Origin of the sequence: Amycolatopsis sp. WAC 04182 (genome assembly GCF_003947465.1) — a bacterium.
Taxonomy (GTDB): domain Bacteria; phylum Actinomycetota; class Actinomycetes; order Mycobacteriales; family Pseudonocardiaceae; genus Amycolatopsis.
This window is the reverse complement of sequence record NZ_QHJJ01000002.1, coordinates 214,928-228,958: the sequence shown is the minus strand read 5'-3', so window position 1 is coordinate 228,958 and position 14,031 is coordinate 214,928. Positions and strand designations below refer to the sequence as shown.

The window sequence follows — 14,031 nt, the reverse complement described above, 5'->3', positions numbered from 1 at the left end:
CTCTATCCCTCTTCCTTGAGAGTCTCATTGCCGTGCGCGATCAACGGGACGACGCCGGACCCGATGCCCTCGAAGCCGGCACCGACGGTCTGTCCCTTGCTGTAGCGGAGGTGGATGCCTTCCAGGATCACCGCGAGTTTGAAGAACGCGAAGCTCACGTACCAGTTGAGCCGGGAGACGTCGCGGCCGGAACGCTCGGCGTACCGCGCGATGACCTCGTCGTTGCGCGGATAGCCCGGCGCCGAGCTGGCGTTGGACACGAACTGCAGCGAGACCTTGTCGCGTTCGGCGTAGGCAACCAGCAGCGCGAGGTCGGTCAGCGGGTCGCCGAGGGTGGACATCTCCCAGTCCAGCACCGCGGTGATCCGGTCGTCCGCGTTCACCAGCACGTTGTCCAGCCGGTAGTCGCCGTGGACGATCGACGGCTTGCCCGATTCGGGGACCGACGAGGCGAGCCGGTCGTGGAGTTCGTCGACGCCGGGGAGGTCGCGGCTGCGGTTGCCGTCGAGTTGCTTCTTCCAGCGCCGCAGCTGGCGTTCGAGGAAGCCTTCCGGACGACCGAAATCGCCCAGCCCCACCGATCCGGGATCGACGGCGTGCAGTTCGACCAACGTGTCGACCAGTTCCTCCGCGATCGCCCTTGTCCGGGCGGGGCCGAGCGCGGCGAGTTCGGTGTCCGAGCGGAAGGGCGTGCCCTCGACGAACTCCATCACGTAGAACCGCGAGCCGATGACGTCGGTGTCGTCGCACAGCAGCACGGTTTCCGGCACCGGGACGGCCGTGCCGTGCAGCCCGGAGATCACCCGGAATTCGCGGCCCATGTCGTGCGCGGTCGGCAGGACGTGGCCCAGCGGCGGGCGGCGGACCACCCAGCGGGACCGGCCGTCGCCCACGATGTAGGTGAGGTTGGACCGGCCCCCTTCCACGACCTGGCCGCTCAGGTCGCCCTGGACGAGACCGGGCCGGTGCTCGTCCAGATGGGCCTTGAGCATGGCCAGGTCGAGGCCCGGCAGGTCGGACTGGTTCATGGTGCCTCCAGCGGCTCGCTTTCCGGTTACAGTACCGACCAGTCGGTATGTCGGGTAGGGGTGGTCCGGCGAGGTGCCGGACGTCACCTTCTCAGGCGATCAGCCGGACGACCATCTCCGCGACGCACGCCGGTTTGGGCTCGCCGTCGATCTCGATCGTCCACCGGACGACGGCCTGCTTGCCGCCCGCGACGTCGGTGACCTCGACCAGTTCGGCGCCGGCCCGGATCTTCGCGCCGACCTTGACCGGCTGGGGGAACCTGACCTTGTTCAGCCCGTAGTTGATGCCCATCTTGAGCCCGTTGACGCGGTAGAGCTTCCCGACGAAGCCCGAAATGAGCGAAAGCGTCAGGAAACCGTGGGCGATCGGGGCACCGAACGGCCCTTCGGCCGCCTTCTCGACGTCGACGTGGATCCACTGGTGGTCGTCGGTGGCGTCGGCGAACAGATTCACCCGGTCCTGGGTGAGCGTCAGCCAGTCGCTGTGGCCGAAGTGCTCGCCGACGGCGTTCTCGAACTCCTGCAGGGAGGCGAATTCGCGCATGGCTCAGTCCTTCGGTCCGCCGGCGACGTAGATGACCTGGCCGGAGATGAACCCGGCGCCGTCGCTCACCAGGAACGACGCGAGGTTGGCGATGTCTTCGGGGGTGCCGACGCGCTGCACCGGGATCTGCGACGCGGCCGCCGCCTTGAAGTCCTCGAACGACATGCCGATCCGCTCGGCGGTCGCCGCGGTCATGTCGGTGGCGATGAACCCGGGGGCGATGGCGTTCGCGGTGACGTTGAACTTGCCCAGTTCGATCGCGAGGGTCTTGGTGAAGCCCTGCATGCCCGCCTTGGCGGCGGAGTAGTTGACCTGGCCGCGGTTGCCCAGCGCCGAGGTGCTGGACAGGTTGACGATGCGGCCCCACTTCTCCTGCGTCTGGTACTTCTGCACCTCGCGGGTCATCAGGAACGAGCCCTTCAGGTGCACGCCCAGCACCGAGTCCCAGTCCTGTTCGGTCATCTTGAACAGCAGGTTGTCGCGGGTGATGCCGGCGTTGTTGATCAACACGGTCGGCGCGCCGAGTTCCTCGGCCACCCGGGTCACCGCGGCTTCGACCTGTGCGGCGTCGTTGACGTCCAGCGCGACACCGACGGCCTTGCCGCCCTCGGCGACGATCGCTTCGGCCCCCTGCTTGACACCCGCCTCGTCGAGGTCCAGCAGGCCGACGGCGAACCCGTCGGAAGCGAGGCGGTTGGCCACGGCCGCGCCGATGCCGCGGCCGGCGCCGGTGACGATCGCTACACGGGAGGGGTGTTCGGTCACGGGTGTTCTCCTCGTCGTCGAGTGGAAGTGACGCCAGTCTGCCGTACTAAGCGGTCGGTCGTTAGAGATGTCAGGCCCCGAGTCTCGCTGTGATCGTAATCACGGATGCCCGAACGGCTACTCCCGACGACCTGATCGTCCCGACCGCTAGCGCCCCGACCTGCACTCCCGAAAGCCTCGGCGCGCCGATACGAGCGCACACGGAGGCGCCACATGCGCCGAAGAGCCCATGTCCTGACCGGTCTGCTCCTGGTGACCGTGCTCGGAGTAGAACGCGGTGCCCGGGCCGCGCACCCTCACACTGATCACCGGCGACCGGGTCACCGTGCAGGAGCGACCGGGCGGCGTGCCCACACTCGCCGTTCAGCCGGGGCCGGGCCGGGAACGGATGGGTTTCCAGCGCAGCCAGGGCAAGGACGGCTGGTCGGTGTACCAGGCCGAGGCGCTGCCGCTGGTGGCGAAGGGAACGCTGGACGCGCGGCTGTTCCGGATCGACAAGCTGCTCGCCGACGGCTACGACGAGAGCGCGCGGCGGACGTTGCCGCTGATCGTCCAGCCCAAGGACCGCGCGGGCGAATTCTGGGCCTCGTTGACCGGTCCCGGCGCGGCTTCGGTGCGGAAGTGCTGGACACCGGTATCGACGCCCGCCACCCGGATCTGGCGGGCAAAGTGGTCGCGGCCAAGGACTTCTCCGGTGGAGACGACCCCACGGACAGCGTCCTGCTCCCGTTGCTCGCGGCGAGCGGCGACCACGTCAGCCTGTCGGCGGTGGAGGGTTCCACGCGGCTCTCGCGCGACGGTACCCTCGATAGCATCACTCACGAGGACTGGATCGGCGCTGCCGGTAATCGGCCAGCGCCCGGTCCACCAGCCGGGCGGCCGCGCCGGTGTACCGCTCCGGAGCCAAGAGCCCGGCCAGGTCCTCGCCGTCGAAGCGGGCGGCGAGGAGCGGGTCGGCCAGCAGTGTTTCGCGGAGCGAACGGCCTGTGCGCGTGGCTTCGGCCGCCACTTCGGTCATCAGGGCTTTCGCCGCGACCCGCCCCAGAGACGGCGTCAGCACCGCGGCCAGCCGCTCGGTCAGCAGCAGGCCGCCGGTGCGGTCCAGGTTCTCCCGCATCCGGTCCGGATGCACCACCAGGCCTTCCACGAGTTCGGCGGCGGTGGTGGCGGCACCTCCGGTCAGCCGGAGGCAGTCCCGTAGCGGCAGCCACTCGGCGTGCCACGCGCCGCCTGGCCGCTCGTCTTCGGCGAGCATGGACTGGGTCAGGATCAGGGCGAGCGCCGGCACCTGGAGGGCGGCCGCGCGGATCAGGGTGGCCAGTACCGGATTGCGTTTGTGCGGCATCGCCGAAGACACTCCCCGCGCGGCGCCCGCGGGTTCCGACACCTCGCCGATTTCCGTGCGGGACAACGTCTGGACGTCGATGGCCAGTTTGCCGAGCGCCCCGGAGACCACCGCCAGCGACGAGCCCAGCTCTGCCAGCGGGGCGCGGGCGGTATGCCACGGCAGCACCGGTGTGGCGAGGCCCAGCGCATCGGCGAATCCGGCGAGGAGTTCTTCGGGATACCGTTCGACGCGCGCACCGCCGGCGTCTTCGCCGAACCGCAGACGGGCGAACTCGACGTAGCCGGCGAGTGTGCCCGCGGCGCCGCCGAGCTGAGCGGGGAGCATGTCTCTCACTCGGCGAAGTCCGTCTGCGGCGGCCGCTACCGACTGAAGCCAGCCTGCCGCTTTCAGGCCGAAGGTCACCGGTACCGCCTGCAACGCCAGTGTGCGCCCCGGCATGACGAGGTTCCGGTGTTCCTCCGCGAGTCTGGCCAGCCCCTCGGTCACTCGCTCCAGTTCGGCCAGCAGCAGGCCGGTGGCCCGGTGGGCGAACAGCATCGCGGCACTGTCGGCGATGTCCTGGCTGGTCGACCCCCGGTGGACGTACTCGGCGGCCTCCGGATCGCTCTCGGCGACCAGTGCGGTCAGGTCGGCGACCAGCGCCACCACGGGATTCGCGCTTTCACGGCTCCGCCTCCCCAGGCTCACCAGGTCGACGGCCTCCGCACGGGAGATCTCGCCGATCCGTTCGGCGGCTTCTTCGGGGACGACGCCGAGTCCGGCCTGGGCGCGGGCCAGACCGACCTCCGCGTCCAAGAGCGCCTGGAGCCAGGCTTCGTCTGTCGTCGCCGCTTCCACCGGTGTCCCGGCCCGCACCGGGGCGAGCAGCCCGGAGTCCCTGGCGCTCATCGTCCGCCCGTCACAGCGGTGAGGAGCCGGTCGGGGCGCTCGAGACCATTGCCTCGCCACGCCACGTGCTGGTCGGGACGGATCAGCACCAGATCCCTTTCGTAGAGGTCGCGGGCCAGTGGATCCGGCAGATCCAGCACCTTGAGCGGGATGTTCCGCCGGGCCGCCTCGGCGCGCAGATCGACGGCGGGCGGTGCCTTCGGCCCCAACCGGAGGAGGGTAAATCCGAGACCGAAGTGATCGAAGAGCGAGCTGCCGGTCGCGCGTTCGTCGTCCAGCCACAGATGCGGTGCTCGCCCGCCAGGCACACTGCTCGGGGAATAGGTGTCGAGCGAGTCCGCGGGTGGGGTGTCCTGGCCGTCGACGATCGGGGAGCCGTCGTACCGGGCGCCGAGCTGGACACCGAGGGTGTCGAGCGTCCGGTCGCCGTAGTCCGCCAGCATCCGGCCGAGCCGGCGGCGTTCCTCCTTGCCTTCGGCGGTGTCCTGCTCCACACAATGAGGCCGGGCGACGTTCGCCAGGCCCAGGTTGAGCTCACGCGCGGCGCCGGTGTTGCGGATCGCGATCGGCCGTCGCTCGAGGTGGTAGGACGCGAGCAGCCCCGGGCCGCCCCAGCCCTGTACCGCGGCGGCCAGCTTCCAGGCCAGGTTCGCCGCGTCGTCCAGACCGGTGTTCATCCCGAACCCGCCGTTCGGTGTGAACAGGTGCGCCGCGTCTCCGGCCAGGAACACCTGGTCGGTGCCGAAACTGTCGGCGACGAGCGCCATCCCCGACGTCCACGGCCGTCTGCCGAGCACGGTGACCGGGATGGGCGCGCCCGCGGCCAGCCGCACCGCCGAGATCAGCGCGTCGTCGGGTGCCGAGTCCGGGTCGACGGAGCTGGTGAGCAGGAAGAACTCGTCCTTGCCGTTGAGCGCGATGAGGTTCAGCACCAGATCGGTGTTCACCGCCCAATGACTCCACGCCCCGCCGTCGACGAGGAAGTCCCGGTACAGCGTGGGGATCCGCAGATGCGCCGCGACCGTGCGGCCGCCGAGCACCTCTTGTTCGACCCTGCCCGCTCCGGCGTACCGAGCGCCGAGGTGGCCCCGTACGACGCCGCGGGCACCGTCACACCCGGCGACATAGCCCGCCCGCCAGGCCCGGACCCGGCCGCCGGTGTCCTCGGCAAGGATGTCGACGCCGCCGGGGTCGGTGGCGATCCCGGTGACCCGCCAGCCGAACCGCAGCTCGATGTTCGCCGCGGCGCGAGCCCGGCGGTACAGCAGCCGTTCCACGTACATCTGGTTGGCGCGGTGCATGGGCTCGGGCACCTGCGCGGTGCGCGGCCCCGAGGCGACCTGGCGCAGCAGGTCCCGCACGGCCGGGCGGCGATTGCGGGCAAGCCGGAACCCGTTGTAGCGGGTGTAGAACGCGATGTCCGTCGAGTGGTCCCAAGGCAGGCCGAGTTCGCGGATCTCGCCTGCCAGGCCGAGCCGCCGGTAATGCTCCATGCTGCGAGCGCTGTGCGTGCTCCCGCGGGGCTGGTCCGAAGTGGACTCGGCGAGTTCGAACACCACCGACCGGACGCCGTGCCGGTCGAGGAACAAGGCGAGCACCAGGCCGACCGGTCCGCCGCCCACGATGGCGACCGGGGTCCTCAGCGGAGAGTTCATGATCGTTCCGCCCTAGATGGACTTGACGAATCCGGAATCCACCGCGAACTCCGCCCCGGTGGTGTTGACGGAAAGAGGCGAGGCCAGCAGCGCGACCAGGGCGGCGACCTCACGCGGGTCGGCGATCCGGCCGGTCGCCAGCCGCATCATCTCCGGGACGACCTCGGTCATCACGGTTTCGGGGTCCGTCCCGGTCTTCGCCGCGAAGAGGTCCGCGACGCCGCCCTCCTCGGTCCACCACGCCGTGCGGACCGGGCCGGGGGAGACCACGTTCACCCGGATGCCCTGCGGGCCGAACTCCTCGGAGAGCACCTTGCTCACGTTGTTCATGCCCGCCTTGGCGGCGCCGTAGTCGACGTTGATGGGGGAGGGCTGTCGCGCGTTGCACGAAGAGATGTTGACGATCGATCCGCCACCACGCTCGATCATCAGCGGCAGCGCGGCCCGGATGGCGCGGACGGCGGAGAACAGGTTGAACTCGAACATCTTCCGCCATTCCTCGTCCGTCGCGTCCAGGAACGAGGAGCGCGGCAGGGTCACCCCCGGTGGTGGCCCGCCCGCGTTGTTCACCAGGATGTCGAGGCCGCCGTAGAGGTCCGCGGCCCGCGCCACCACGTCGGCTGGCGCGTCGGGATCCATCAGGTCGGCCGCGACGTGGGTCAACCCGGCCCCGGCGAGCAGGTCGAGTTCCGGGCTGCTCTTCCGTGACACCGCGACGACACGGGCGCCTTCCTCGCGCAGGGTCCGGGTGATCGCGAGTCCGATGCCCTTGGAAGCACCGGTGACCACCGCGACACGGCCGGTCAGCTGTAGATCCATGATTCTCCTGTTTCCTTCGGTCGGGATGACGGCGAGTTCGGCAGTGCGATCTCGAGAGCGGCTCTGGCCACCGCGTCGGCGTCGGTCAGGATGACCGAGTTGACGCCGGGCCGGATTCCCGCCGCAGTCACCCAGTGGACGGTCTCGGTGGGTACCCCGAAGGCGAACCGGCGGGCGTGCGGCCTCCCGCCGAGGTCCACCAGGCGATATGGGCGTCGGGTGACGGCGAGGCCGCCGGTCGGATAGGAACCGCCGTCGGTGATCGGGATCCGGTGAAGCCGGCATTCGCCTCGTGCCAGCAGGTTCCGCAGCAGCAGGTCCTGTGTCCGCCGCAGGTCGGCCTCGGGCAGGCGGGCCTCGATCAAGGCGGTGGCGATTTCGGTGACATCGGGTATCCGCGCCGAGCTCGCGAGGAATCGGCGGGCGTCCGGCGAGGCCCGCACGGACAGCTGTGGACCGAGGACACTGAGCACGCCGCTGTCGATCAACGCCGCCATCTCCTCGACGCGTCGCACCGGTGGACCGATCGAGAGGAACGCGTTCAGCGGCGTGTACCAGTGCTGGAGGTCGTCACGGTAGGAGTCGCCGGAGAGGCCGCCGTGATCGACCACGAGCCGGATCTCGTTGCGCAGATCCCGGAGCACGTCGAGTGCCGCCTTGAGCGGGCTGGACACATTGCCGCGCTTCGCTTCCGCGATGTCCTCGTCCAGATAGGACCGCAGCCATCGGCGGAACCGGCAGGTGCCGGCGAGCCCGGCCTCAGGGATCGGATGCGCCACACGGCGCCAATCCCACCGTTCCTCGAGCCCGAATTCGGCGAGCACGCGTTCTTCCCGGGCCGAGGGGGCCGGCGCCAGCGGATCGGCGAGCACGGGCGGCGATGGCCGATCGCCTGCGGCCGCGACGAAGGCGCGAGTGAACTCCCGCGCCCTCTCCGGGGATCCGCGGTCGCGCACCAGCGTGCCGTAGAAGACGGTGCGGACCTCGCGGTCGATGAGTGGCCAGATGTCCACGCGGAAGTCGGCGGGCTCCGCGCGCCCGCGAAACCGTTCGAGCACCGCCGGTGTGAGGAACAACGGCTCGTGCCTGCCGTACGCACCCTTCTGGTTCTCGCCGCGTGCGTGATACGGAACGCCGCGCCGGGACCCCGTGACCAGCCGCGGCTCCCGGCCGGACGGCCGGTAGACCAGCCCGTCGGCGGTGCGGAGGAAACGGCCGCCCCTTCCCTCGGTGAGCAAAGCCAGATAGTCGAAGAAGGCCAGTCCCATTCCTCTGAGGACGGTGGTTTCACCCGGGCCGATGTCCTCGAGCGCTGCGCCTGCCGGGTTGCCCGGTGCGAGGTAGCGCAGACCGTGGTGCTTGGCGAACCGCGCCATCGCCGACTCTTCACGGCTCGGGAACGTGTCGAGATGGCCCTGGGTGAGCACCACGGCGTCCTGTCCGTCGAGCACTGTTCCGCCGGACAGCCAGACGCGCTGCGAACCGTCTTCGGCGTCCCGCAGGTCGACGGCCTTCTCCGCGCAGAGCACGATACGCACCGTGGCCGGAGCGGTTCTGACGATCCGCCGCAGGGTCCAGTACAGATACGAGCCGTAGAACGCCCTCGACGGATAGGTGTCCGGCCCGAGCAGCGCGGCTTCCCGGTGGACGCTGTCCGGGATGTCGCCGGACGACGGCGCGTCCGCGATCGACCTCGCCCAGTCGTACAGGCTCGGGCCGTGCAGTACCGGGCCCGCCGCCTCGACGGTGTCGTCGAGGAACATGGTGATCTGGGCGGCCACGGTGTTCATCAGCAGTTTCGGATCCTGGCGCCGATGCCACACCTGGCCGCCGTCGTGCACATGCGAGTCCAGTACGGTCACCACGAGTTCGCGGTCCGCGGGCACCAGGACAGAAGCGTTGGCGCACAACCGTTCCAGTACGGAGAGCCCGCGGGGGCCGAGGCCGATGATGCAGATCCGCATGACGTCGTCACCGCGACCGGCCGGGCGCCACCGGCGCCGCGACCAGCAATCTGGTCTCCAGCGCCAGCGGATGGACGGCCTCGAGCCGGAGACCCGCACCGTCCAGAATGGACTCGTAGCTCGCCAGGGTCCGCTCCCGCCCGCCCGCCATCATCAGCAGGTGCAGATCCCACAGCAGTGGCAGGACCTCGGTCCCGGAATCAGGGATGACCCGCTCCAGGATCAGCACCCGCGCGGACTCGTCCGCCATGGCGCGGCGGCAGTGCGTGAGCAGTGTGATGCACTCGCCGTCGTCCCAGTCCTGCAGGATCCGGGACAGCAGATAGAAATCGAAGTTCTCGGGCACGGATCGGAAAATGTCTCCCGCCACCACGTCGCAGCGGTCCGCGCAGCCGCGCGCGACGAGCTGGTTCCTTGCCACCGGCAGCATGTGCTCCTTGTCCACCAGCACCCCGCGGAGATGGGGATGGGCCTCCAGCACGGTGGACAGCAGGGTGCCGCTGCCGCCACCGAGATCCGCGACCGTCTTCCCGCGCGAGAAGTCGAATGCCTCGGGGACGTCCGCGAAGAAGGCGCTCCCGGCGTTCATGGCGTCGAGGAAGCGTTGTCCCGCCCCCGGTACCTCGGCGAGATACTCGTGGAGCGTGCGGTCGAAGGCGTGCTCGAAGCCGGAACGTCCCGTTCGCACCGCGGTGACGACCGAACCCCAGGCCTGATGGAACTCCTCACCGTAAAGGCGGCACATCTCGCGCATCGACGTCGAGGTGCCGGTGCGCAGCAGCCGGGAGATCGGGGTCAGCCGGTAGCCGGTCCGGTCGTCGCCGTCGAACACACCGATCGCGACGAGCAACCGCATCAGCCTGAGCACGCCGTCGGGATCGGCCTGCGCGCGTGCGGCCAGGGAAGCACTCGTGACGTGCCCCTCGGCGAGGTGATCGGGCAGACCGAGCGCGACCGCCGCGTAGAGTGCCTGTGCACGCCAGGTCCCGGTGACGATGTCGACCACGGCGCGCGCGGCGGTCTCGTCCGTCCCGTTCCCGGCGGCCACGTCGGCGTCGACCACGGTCATCCGTTCCATCCCTTCTGTTCGGCACTGCTCGACGTGCGGGTGAGGAGCTCCCGATGCCTTTCCCGAAGCTCGCGTTTGAGCACCTTCCCGGTGACCCCGACCGGCAAATCGCTTCGTGAGCCGGCCACCACGACGGCGGCGAGCTCGGCGAGCCCCGCTCGCGCGAGCGCGCGGTTGCACGAGGCGCGGATCTCCTCGGCGTCCGGCGGATCGCCGTGCCCGAAGAGCACCACGGCGGCGGGCAGCGACCGGTCCGGGGCGGCGGGGTCGACCACCGCGATCACGGCGGTGTCCAGGGCCTTCGTTTCGTTGAGCACGACCTCTTCCACCGGCAGGCTGTACACCGGGCCGTCGAGGGTCTCGATGACATCCGGCGTGCGGTCGAGGTGGTACCAGTTCCCGTTCTCGTCGTGGCGCACGACGTCGCCGGTGAGGAAGAAGTCGCCGCGGCGGGCAAGGTGGTTCAGGGTCTCGTCGTTCACATATCCCGGGGTGACACTCGGCGTGCGCACCCCCAGCAGCCCGGCCCGGCCCGGCGGCAGGACCCGGCCCGCGACGTCGAGGGCGGCGGCCTCGCGGACCACCCGCACCGGCTTGCCGATCGCCCGCGCGTAGGTGGTGGAATCGGCGGTGTAGGCGTGTTTGAACAGCACCATGCCCATTTCGGACGAACCCAGACCGTCCACATAGGTCGAACCTGCGGTCACGGTGCCGTTCGTCCGCGTGTGGCCGAGTGCCACCAACGGGCGGATGTGGCGTTCGTGCGACGCGTCGCCCATGCCCATCCAGGTGTGGACGGCGCCCGCCGCTTCCGTTGTCAGCGCGCCGATCGGCAACTCCGCGAGCGTACCGGGGAAGCCGAGCACGAGCGTGGGCTCGAACGCGTTCATCGCCTCCGCGACCGCCGCGCCCGATGTCCCGTCGGCCAGCATGGTCGGCAGTCCGAGCATCAGGGCGAGGCTCAGGTAGCTGATGCCGGACGAATGGCTGTGCGGCAGCGCGGTGAGCATCCGATCCGTTCGCAGGGAAGGGAATTTCCAGAGCCGCTCCCGTTTGCCGACGGAGAACGTGCGGTGCGCGAAGGCCGTCGGCTTGGGTACACCGGTGGTGCCGGAGGAATGGGAGATCAACACCAGGTCTTCGTCCCGGTGCCGGTGCAGATCCGGCAGCGGCGGAGCCGGTCCGTCCCCGGGAACACCGACCGCTTCCTCGCCGACGAACCGCGTGCCCGCCGTGGCCGGTCGTTCGAGGTCGGTGACCACGAGCGTGGTGTCCGTGCGGGCGAAGTAGTGGGCCGCGGTCTCCGGCGGCATCAGCGGGTTGGTGAGCGTGGTGACCCCACCGAGCGCGGTGATCGCGACATGGTGCACGAAACCGGAGAGCCCGTCGGTCAGGTGGACGCCGACCCGTGTCCCGGGTTTCACCCCTTCTTCGGCGTACCACCGCGCGCAGCGCAGTACCCGGTCACGCAGTTCGCCGAGGGAATGGCCCGATGTCTTCCCGCCGCCCTCGTGCCGGAAGAGCAGCGGCCGGTCGAGGTCGCGGGCGATTTCGCAGACGTGCCAGAAGAAGTTCCCCGCACCCAGGTCACGACGGGTCGAGAGTTTCAGCCGGTCGGCGACGGACCGGTGCGTTCCCAGCAGATACACGGCGTCCCTCCCGGCTCAAGACCTACGGCCCAGGCCGCGCATGACGTGTTTCAGCTCGTCGAAGGAGTCGAGGTCCGGAACCGTCCAGCCGTCGAGGTCGTATTCACTCAGGCACTGCTCGGCGAAGCCCTTGTAGCCGTCGACCTGTCCGCTTTCGGTCTGCGCCGCGAGGATCTCGGTGCGGATCGACTCGTGGTTTCCCGAGGAGTTGCGCTCGTACAGCTCGTGCCTGCTGCCGAACTCGGTGCCGATCGCGTCCCACAGCAGCTTCATCAGCTTCACCCGGCTGACCGCGTCGTGCCCGTTCGAACCGCGGACGTACTTGTCGAGATAGGGGCGGATCGCGGGGTTCTTGAAGTCGTCCGCGCTGGAGTTCACGTAGATGAGACCACTGGCGACGTCCTGCTCGATGATCTCCTTGATCCGCGGGTAGCCGAGGGTCATGAACCAGCGGTAAGCGAGTCCGTAGTCCTTCCGCGGCAGTAGTGACCCGTCCCGCCACTCCCGCGGATTCCTGGCCATCGCCTCACTGAGGGCCCAGAACAGGTTCCGCCAGGCGAGGACCTCGCCCGCACGCGCCTGCACGCCTCGGAAGTCCTTGGTCCCGGTCATCTCGATCGCTTTGAGCAGGAGACCGGCGATGAAATCGATCTTCACTGCCAACCGGATGCAGCTCTGGAAGGTCAGCCGCTCCAGTGAACCGGAATCGGCGACGAATTCGTTCACCTTGCCGGCGTCACCGTAGATGAACACGTTCTCCCACGGGATGAGCACCTTGTCCATCACGAAGATCGTGTCGTTCTCGTCGAACCGGCTGGACAGGGGATGATCATAGGGGCTGCCCATCACCGCGGCGGTGGCCGCGTAGGACGGACGGCAGATGAGTTTGAGCCCCGGCGCCGTCATCGGCAGGGTCGCGATCAGCGCGAATTCGCGTTCCTTGATCGGCATGCCGTAATGCGAGATGAAGTTCAGGTTGGTGATCGCGGATCCGGTCGCGACGACCTTCGCGCCGCTCACGATCAGGCCGCTGTCGGTTTCCTTCTCCACGTGGACGAAGACGTCCTTCACCGCTTCGGATGGCAGATGCCGGTCCACCGGCGGATGCACGATCGCGTGGTCCCAGAACAGCACCTTCTCCTGTGACTCCCGGTACCAGCGGCGAGCGTTGTCCTGGAACGGCGAGTAGAAGTCGGCATTGGCGCCGAGGGTCCCGAGGAAACTGGCCTTGTAGTCGGGACTCCGTCCCATCCAGCCGTAGGTGAGCCTCGCCCATTCGGCGATGGCTTCGCGATCGTCGAGCAGATCCTGGGGACTCCGCGGGGTGCGGAAGAAACTGTGCGTGTACCCGCCGCTTCCGGTATCGGTCGCCGTGGTCAGTACGTCCTTTTTGGCCGGATCGTGCAAGGCGTCGTAGAGCCGTGCGGTCATCAAAGCGGAATTGCGGAAAGCCGGATGCTTCGTGACGTCGGCGACGCGATCACCGTAGAGGTAGATTTCCCGGTCGTCGCGCAGGCTTTCCAGGTATTCCTTCCCGTTCATCGGCCGGGAGACCGGGTGGCTGCCGTTCGCCGTACCGGCGGTTTCCTGCTGGAGTGTCATCGAAGAATTCCTGTCCCGTCGGTGGAGGGGGCGAGCGCGGCGGTCTGGCGCAGTTCGTGGAAGTTACCGCGGTGGAAGACGAGCGGAGGTCCGCCGCGGATTTCGAAGTTCCGTACTTCGCCGAGGTAGAGCACGTGGTCGCCGCCGTCGTAGGAGGCCCACGGCGCGCAGGTCAGATACGCGGCGCAGCCGGCGAGGCGGAGAGAATGCGGAAGCGCGTCCCAGCGGATCTCGGCTGCCGGATCCGTGCCCTTGCCCGCGAAATGCCGGGCGATTCCTTGTTGCCACGACGAAAGAATGTTGATTTCGAATGCGGCTCCCGCCAGCCGCCCGCACAATCTGCTGCGGCGGTCCAGCGAAACCATCACGAGCGGTGGGGCGAGGGAAATCGAGGCGAAAGCGTTGACCGTCGCACCGTGGACGGCGCCTTCGTGGCGAACGGTCACCACGGTGACGCCGGTGGCGAACTGGCCCAAACAGTCCCTGAGCCCGTGGATCGCCCGGTTCACTGCCCACTTCCGGTTCGCCGGGGAAAAGGCGGGTGAGGTTCTTGGCCGGACACCGGTATCTCCCTCCTTTGCCGGACTGGTACGTGACCCATGCTCACGATGCCCGATGAAAAATCGAGCAAGGTCCGCTATAGCCCGTCGGCGATTCCTGGTATCCCGTTGACTAGCCCGCCGATTACTAGGAAGGACAG

The 14,031-nt window shown here is 68.9% G+C and carries 13 protein-coding genes; all 13 read right to left on the bottom strand.

The window, feature by feature from the left end; genetic code table 11:
* Window positions 1-2: 2 nt before the first annotated feature.
* Window positions 3-1,028, bottom strand: coding sequence for a phosphotransferase family protein (locus tag DMH01_RS08255; RefSeq protein WP_125674815.1), 1,026 nt, complete (start codon window positions 1,026-1,028; stop codon window positions 3-5).
* A gap of 91 nt (window positions 1,029-1,119) precedes the next feature.
* Complete coding sequence (locus DMH01_RS08250) at window positions 1,120-1,572, bottom strand: MaoC family dehydratase (protein WP_125674813.1); 453 nt, start codon at window positions 1,570-1,572, stop codon at window positions 1,120-1,122.
* A gap of 3 nt (window positions 1,573-1,575) precedes the next feature.
* On the bottom strand, window positions 1,576-2,337 hold the full coding sequence (gene fabG, locus DMH01_RS08245) for a 3-oxoacyl-ACP reductase FabG (protein ID WP_125674811.1): 762 nt from the start codon (window positions 2,335-2,337) through the stop codon (window positions 1,576-1,578).
* Between the two features lie 363 nt (window positions 2,338-2,700).
* Window positions 2,701-2,835, bottom strand: coding sequence for a hypothetical protein (locus tag DMH01_RS43520; protein WP_255432015.1), 135 nt, complete (start codon window positions 2,833-2,835; stop codon window positions 2,701-2,703).
* 15 nt (window positions 2,836-2,850) lie between these two features.
* Entirely contained in the window at window positions 2,851-3,090 is a 240-nt protein-coding gene (locus DMH01_RS08240; protein ID WP_125674809.1) for a hypothetical protein, read from the bottom strand.
* Between the two features lie 61 nt (window positions 3,091-3,151).
* Window positions 3,152-4,573, bottom strand: coding sequence for an adenylosuccinate lyase family protein (locus DMH01_RS08235; protein WP_125674807.1), 1,422 nt, complete (start codon window positions 4,571-4,573; stop codon window positions 3,152-3,154).
* Window positions 4,570-6,228, bottom strand: a complete 1,659-nt coding sequence (locus DMH01_RS08230) for an FAD-dependent monooxygenase (RefSeq protein WP_125674806.1) — start codon at window positions 6,226-6,228, stop codon at window positions 4,570-4,572. The genes DMH01_RS08235 and DMH01_RS08230 overlap by 4 nt, the downstream gene beginning before the upstream one ends.
* Before the next feature lie 12 nt (window positions 6,229-6,240).
* The gene (locus DMH01_RS08225; protein WP_125674804.1) at window positions 6,241-7,047 is read right to left on the bottom strand and encodes an SDR family NAD(P)-dependent oxidoreductase; all 807 of its coding nucleotides are present in this window, start codon (window positions 7,045-7,047) and stop codon (window positions 6,241-6,243) included.
* Complete coding sequence (locus DMH01_RS08220; protein WP_125674802.1) at window positions 7,032-9,011, bottom strand: FAD/NAD(P)-binding domain-containing protein; 1,980 nt, start codon at window positions 9,009-9,011, stop codon at window positions 7,032-7,034. The genes DMH01_RS08225 and DMH01_RS08220 overlap by 16 nt, the downstream gene beginning before the upstream one ends.
* Window positions 9,012-9,018: 7 nt before the next feature.
* Window positions 9,019-10,080: a methyltransferase gene (locus tag DMH01_RS08215; protein WP_125674800.1), complete on the bottom strand. Its 1,062-nt coding sequence runs from the start codon at window positions 10,078-10,080 to the stop codon at window positions 9,019-9,021.
* Entirely contained in the window at window positions 10,077-11,729 is a 1,653-nt protein-coding gene (locus DMH01_RS08210) for a class I adenylate-forming enzyme family protein (RefSeq protein ID WP_125674798.1), read from the bottom strand. Before DMH01_RS08210 ends, DMH01_RS08215 begins: the two co-directional genes overlap by 4 nt.
* Window positions 11,730-11,744: 15 nt before the next feature.
* Entirely contained in the window at window positions 11,745-13,331 is a 1,587-nt protein-coding gene (locus tag DMH01_RS08205) for a 4-hydroxyphenylacetate 3-hydroxylase family protein (RefSeq protein WP_125674796.1), read from the bottom strand.
* A complete protein-coding gene (locus DMH01_RS08200; RefSeq protein WP_125674794.1) occupies window positions 13,328-13,840 on the bottom strand; it encodes a flavin reductase family protein in 513 nt (170 codons plus the stop codon). The genes DMH01_RS08205 and DMH01_RS08200 overlap by 4 nt, the downstream gene beginning before the upstream one ends.
* Window positions 13,841-14,031: the final 191 nt, after the last annotated feature.

Bases quoted from the DNA above. Each gene is read 5' to 3' on its own strand.
- DMH01_RS08255 (WP_125674815.1), bottom strand. From the start codon at position 1,028: ATGAACCAGTCCGACCTGCCGGGCCTCGACCTGGCCATGCTCAAGGCC.
- DMH01_RS08250 (WP_125674813.1), bottom strand. From the start codon at position 1,572: ATGCGCGAATTCGCCTCCCTGCAGGAGTTCGAGAACGCCGTCGGCGAG.
- DMH01_RS08235 (WP_125674807.1), bottom strand. From the start codon at position 4,573: ATGAGCGCCAGGGACTCCGGGCTGCTCGCCCCGGTGCGGGCCGGGACA.
- DMH01_RS08230 (WP_125674806.1), bottom strand. From the start codon at position 6,228: ATGAACTCTCCGCTGAGGACCCCGGTCGCCATCGTGGGCGGCGGACCG.
- DMH01_RS08225 (WP_125674804.1), bottom strand. From the start codon at position 7,047: ATGGATCTACAGCTGACCGGCCGTGTCGCGGTGGTCACCGGTGCTTCC.
- DMH01_RS08220 (WP_125674802.1), bottom strand. From the start codon at position 9,011: ATGCGGATCTGCATCATCGGCCTCGGCCCCCGCGGGCTCTCCGTACTG.
- DMH01_RS08215 (WP_125674800.1), bottom strand. From the start codon at position 10,080: ATGACCGTGGTCGACGCCGACGTGGCCGCCGGGAACGGGACGGACGAG.
- DMH01_RS08205 (WP_125674796.1), bottom strand. From the start codon at position 13,331: ATGACACTCCAGCAGGAAACCGCCGGTACGGCGAACGGCAGCCACCCG.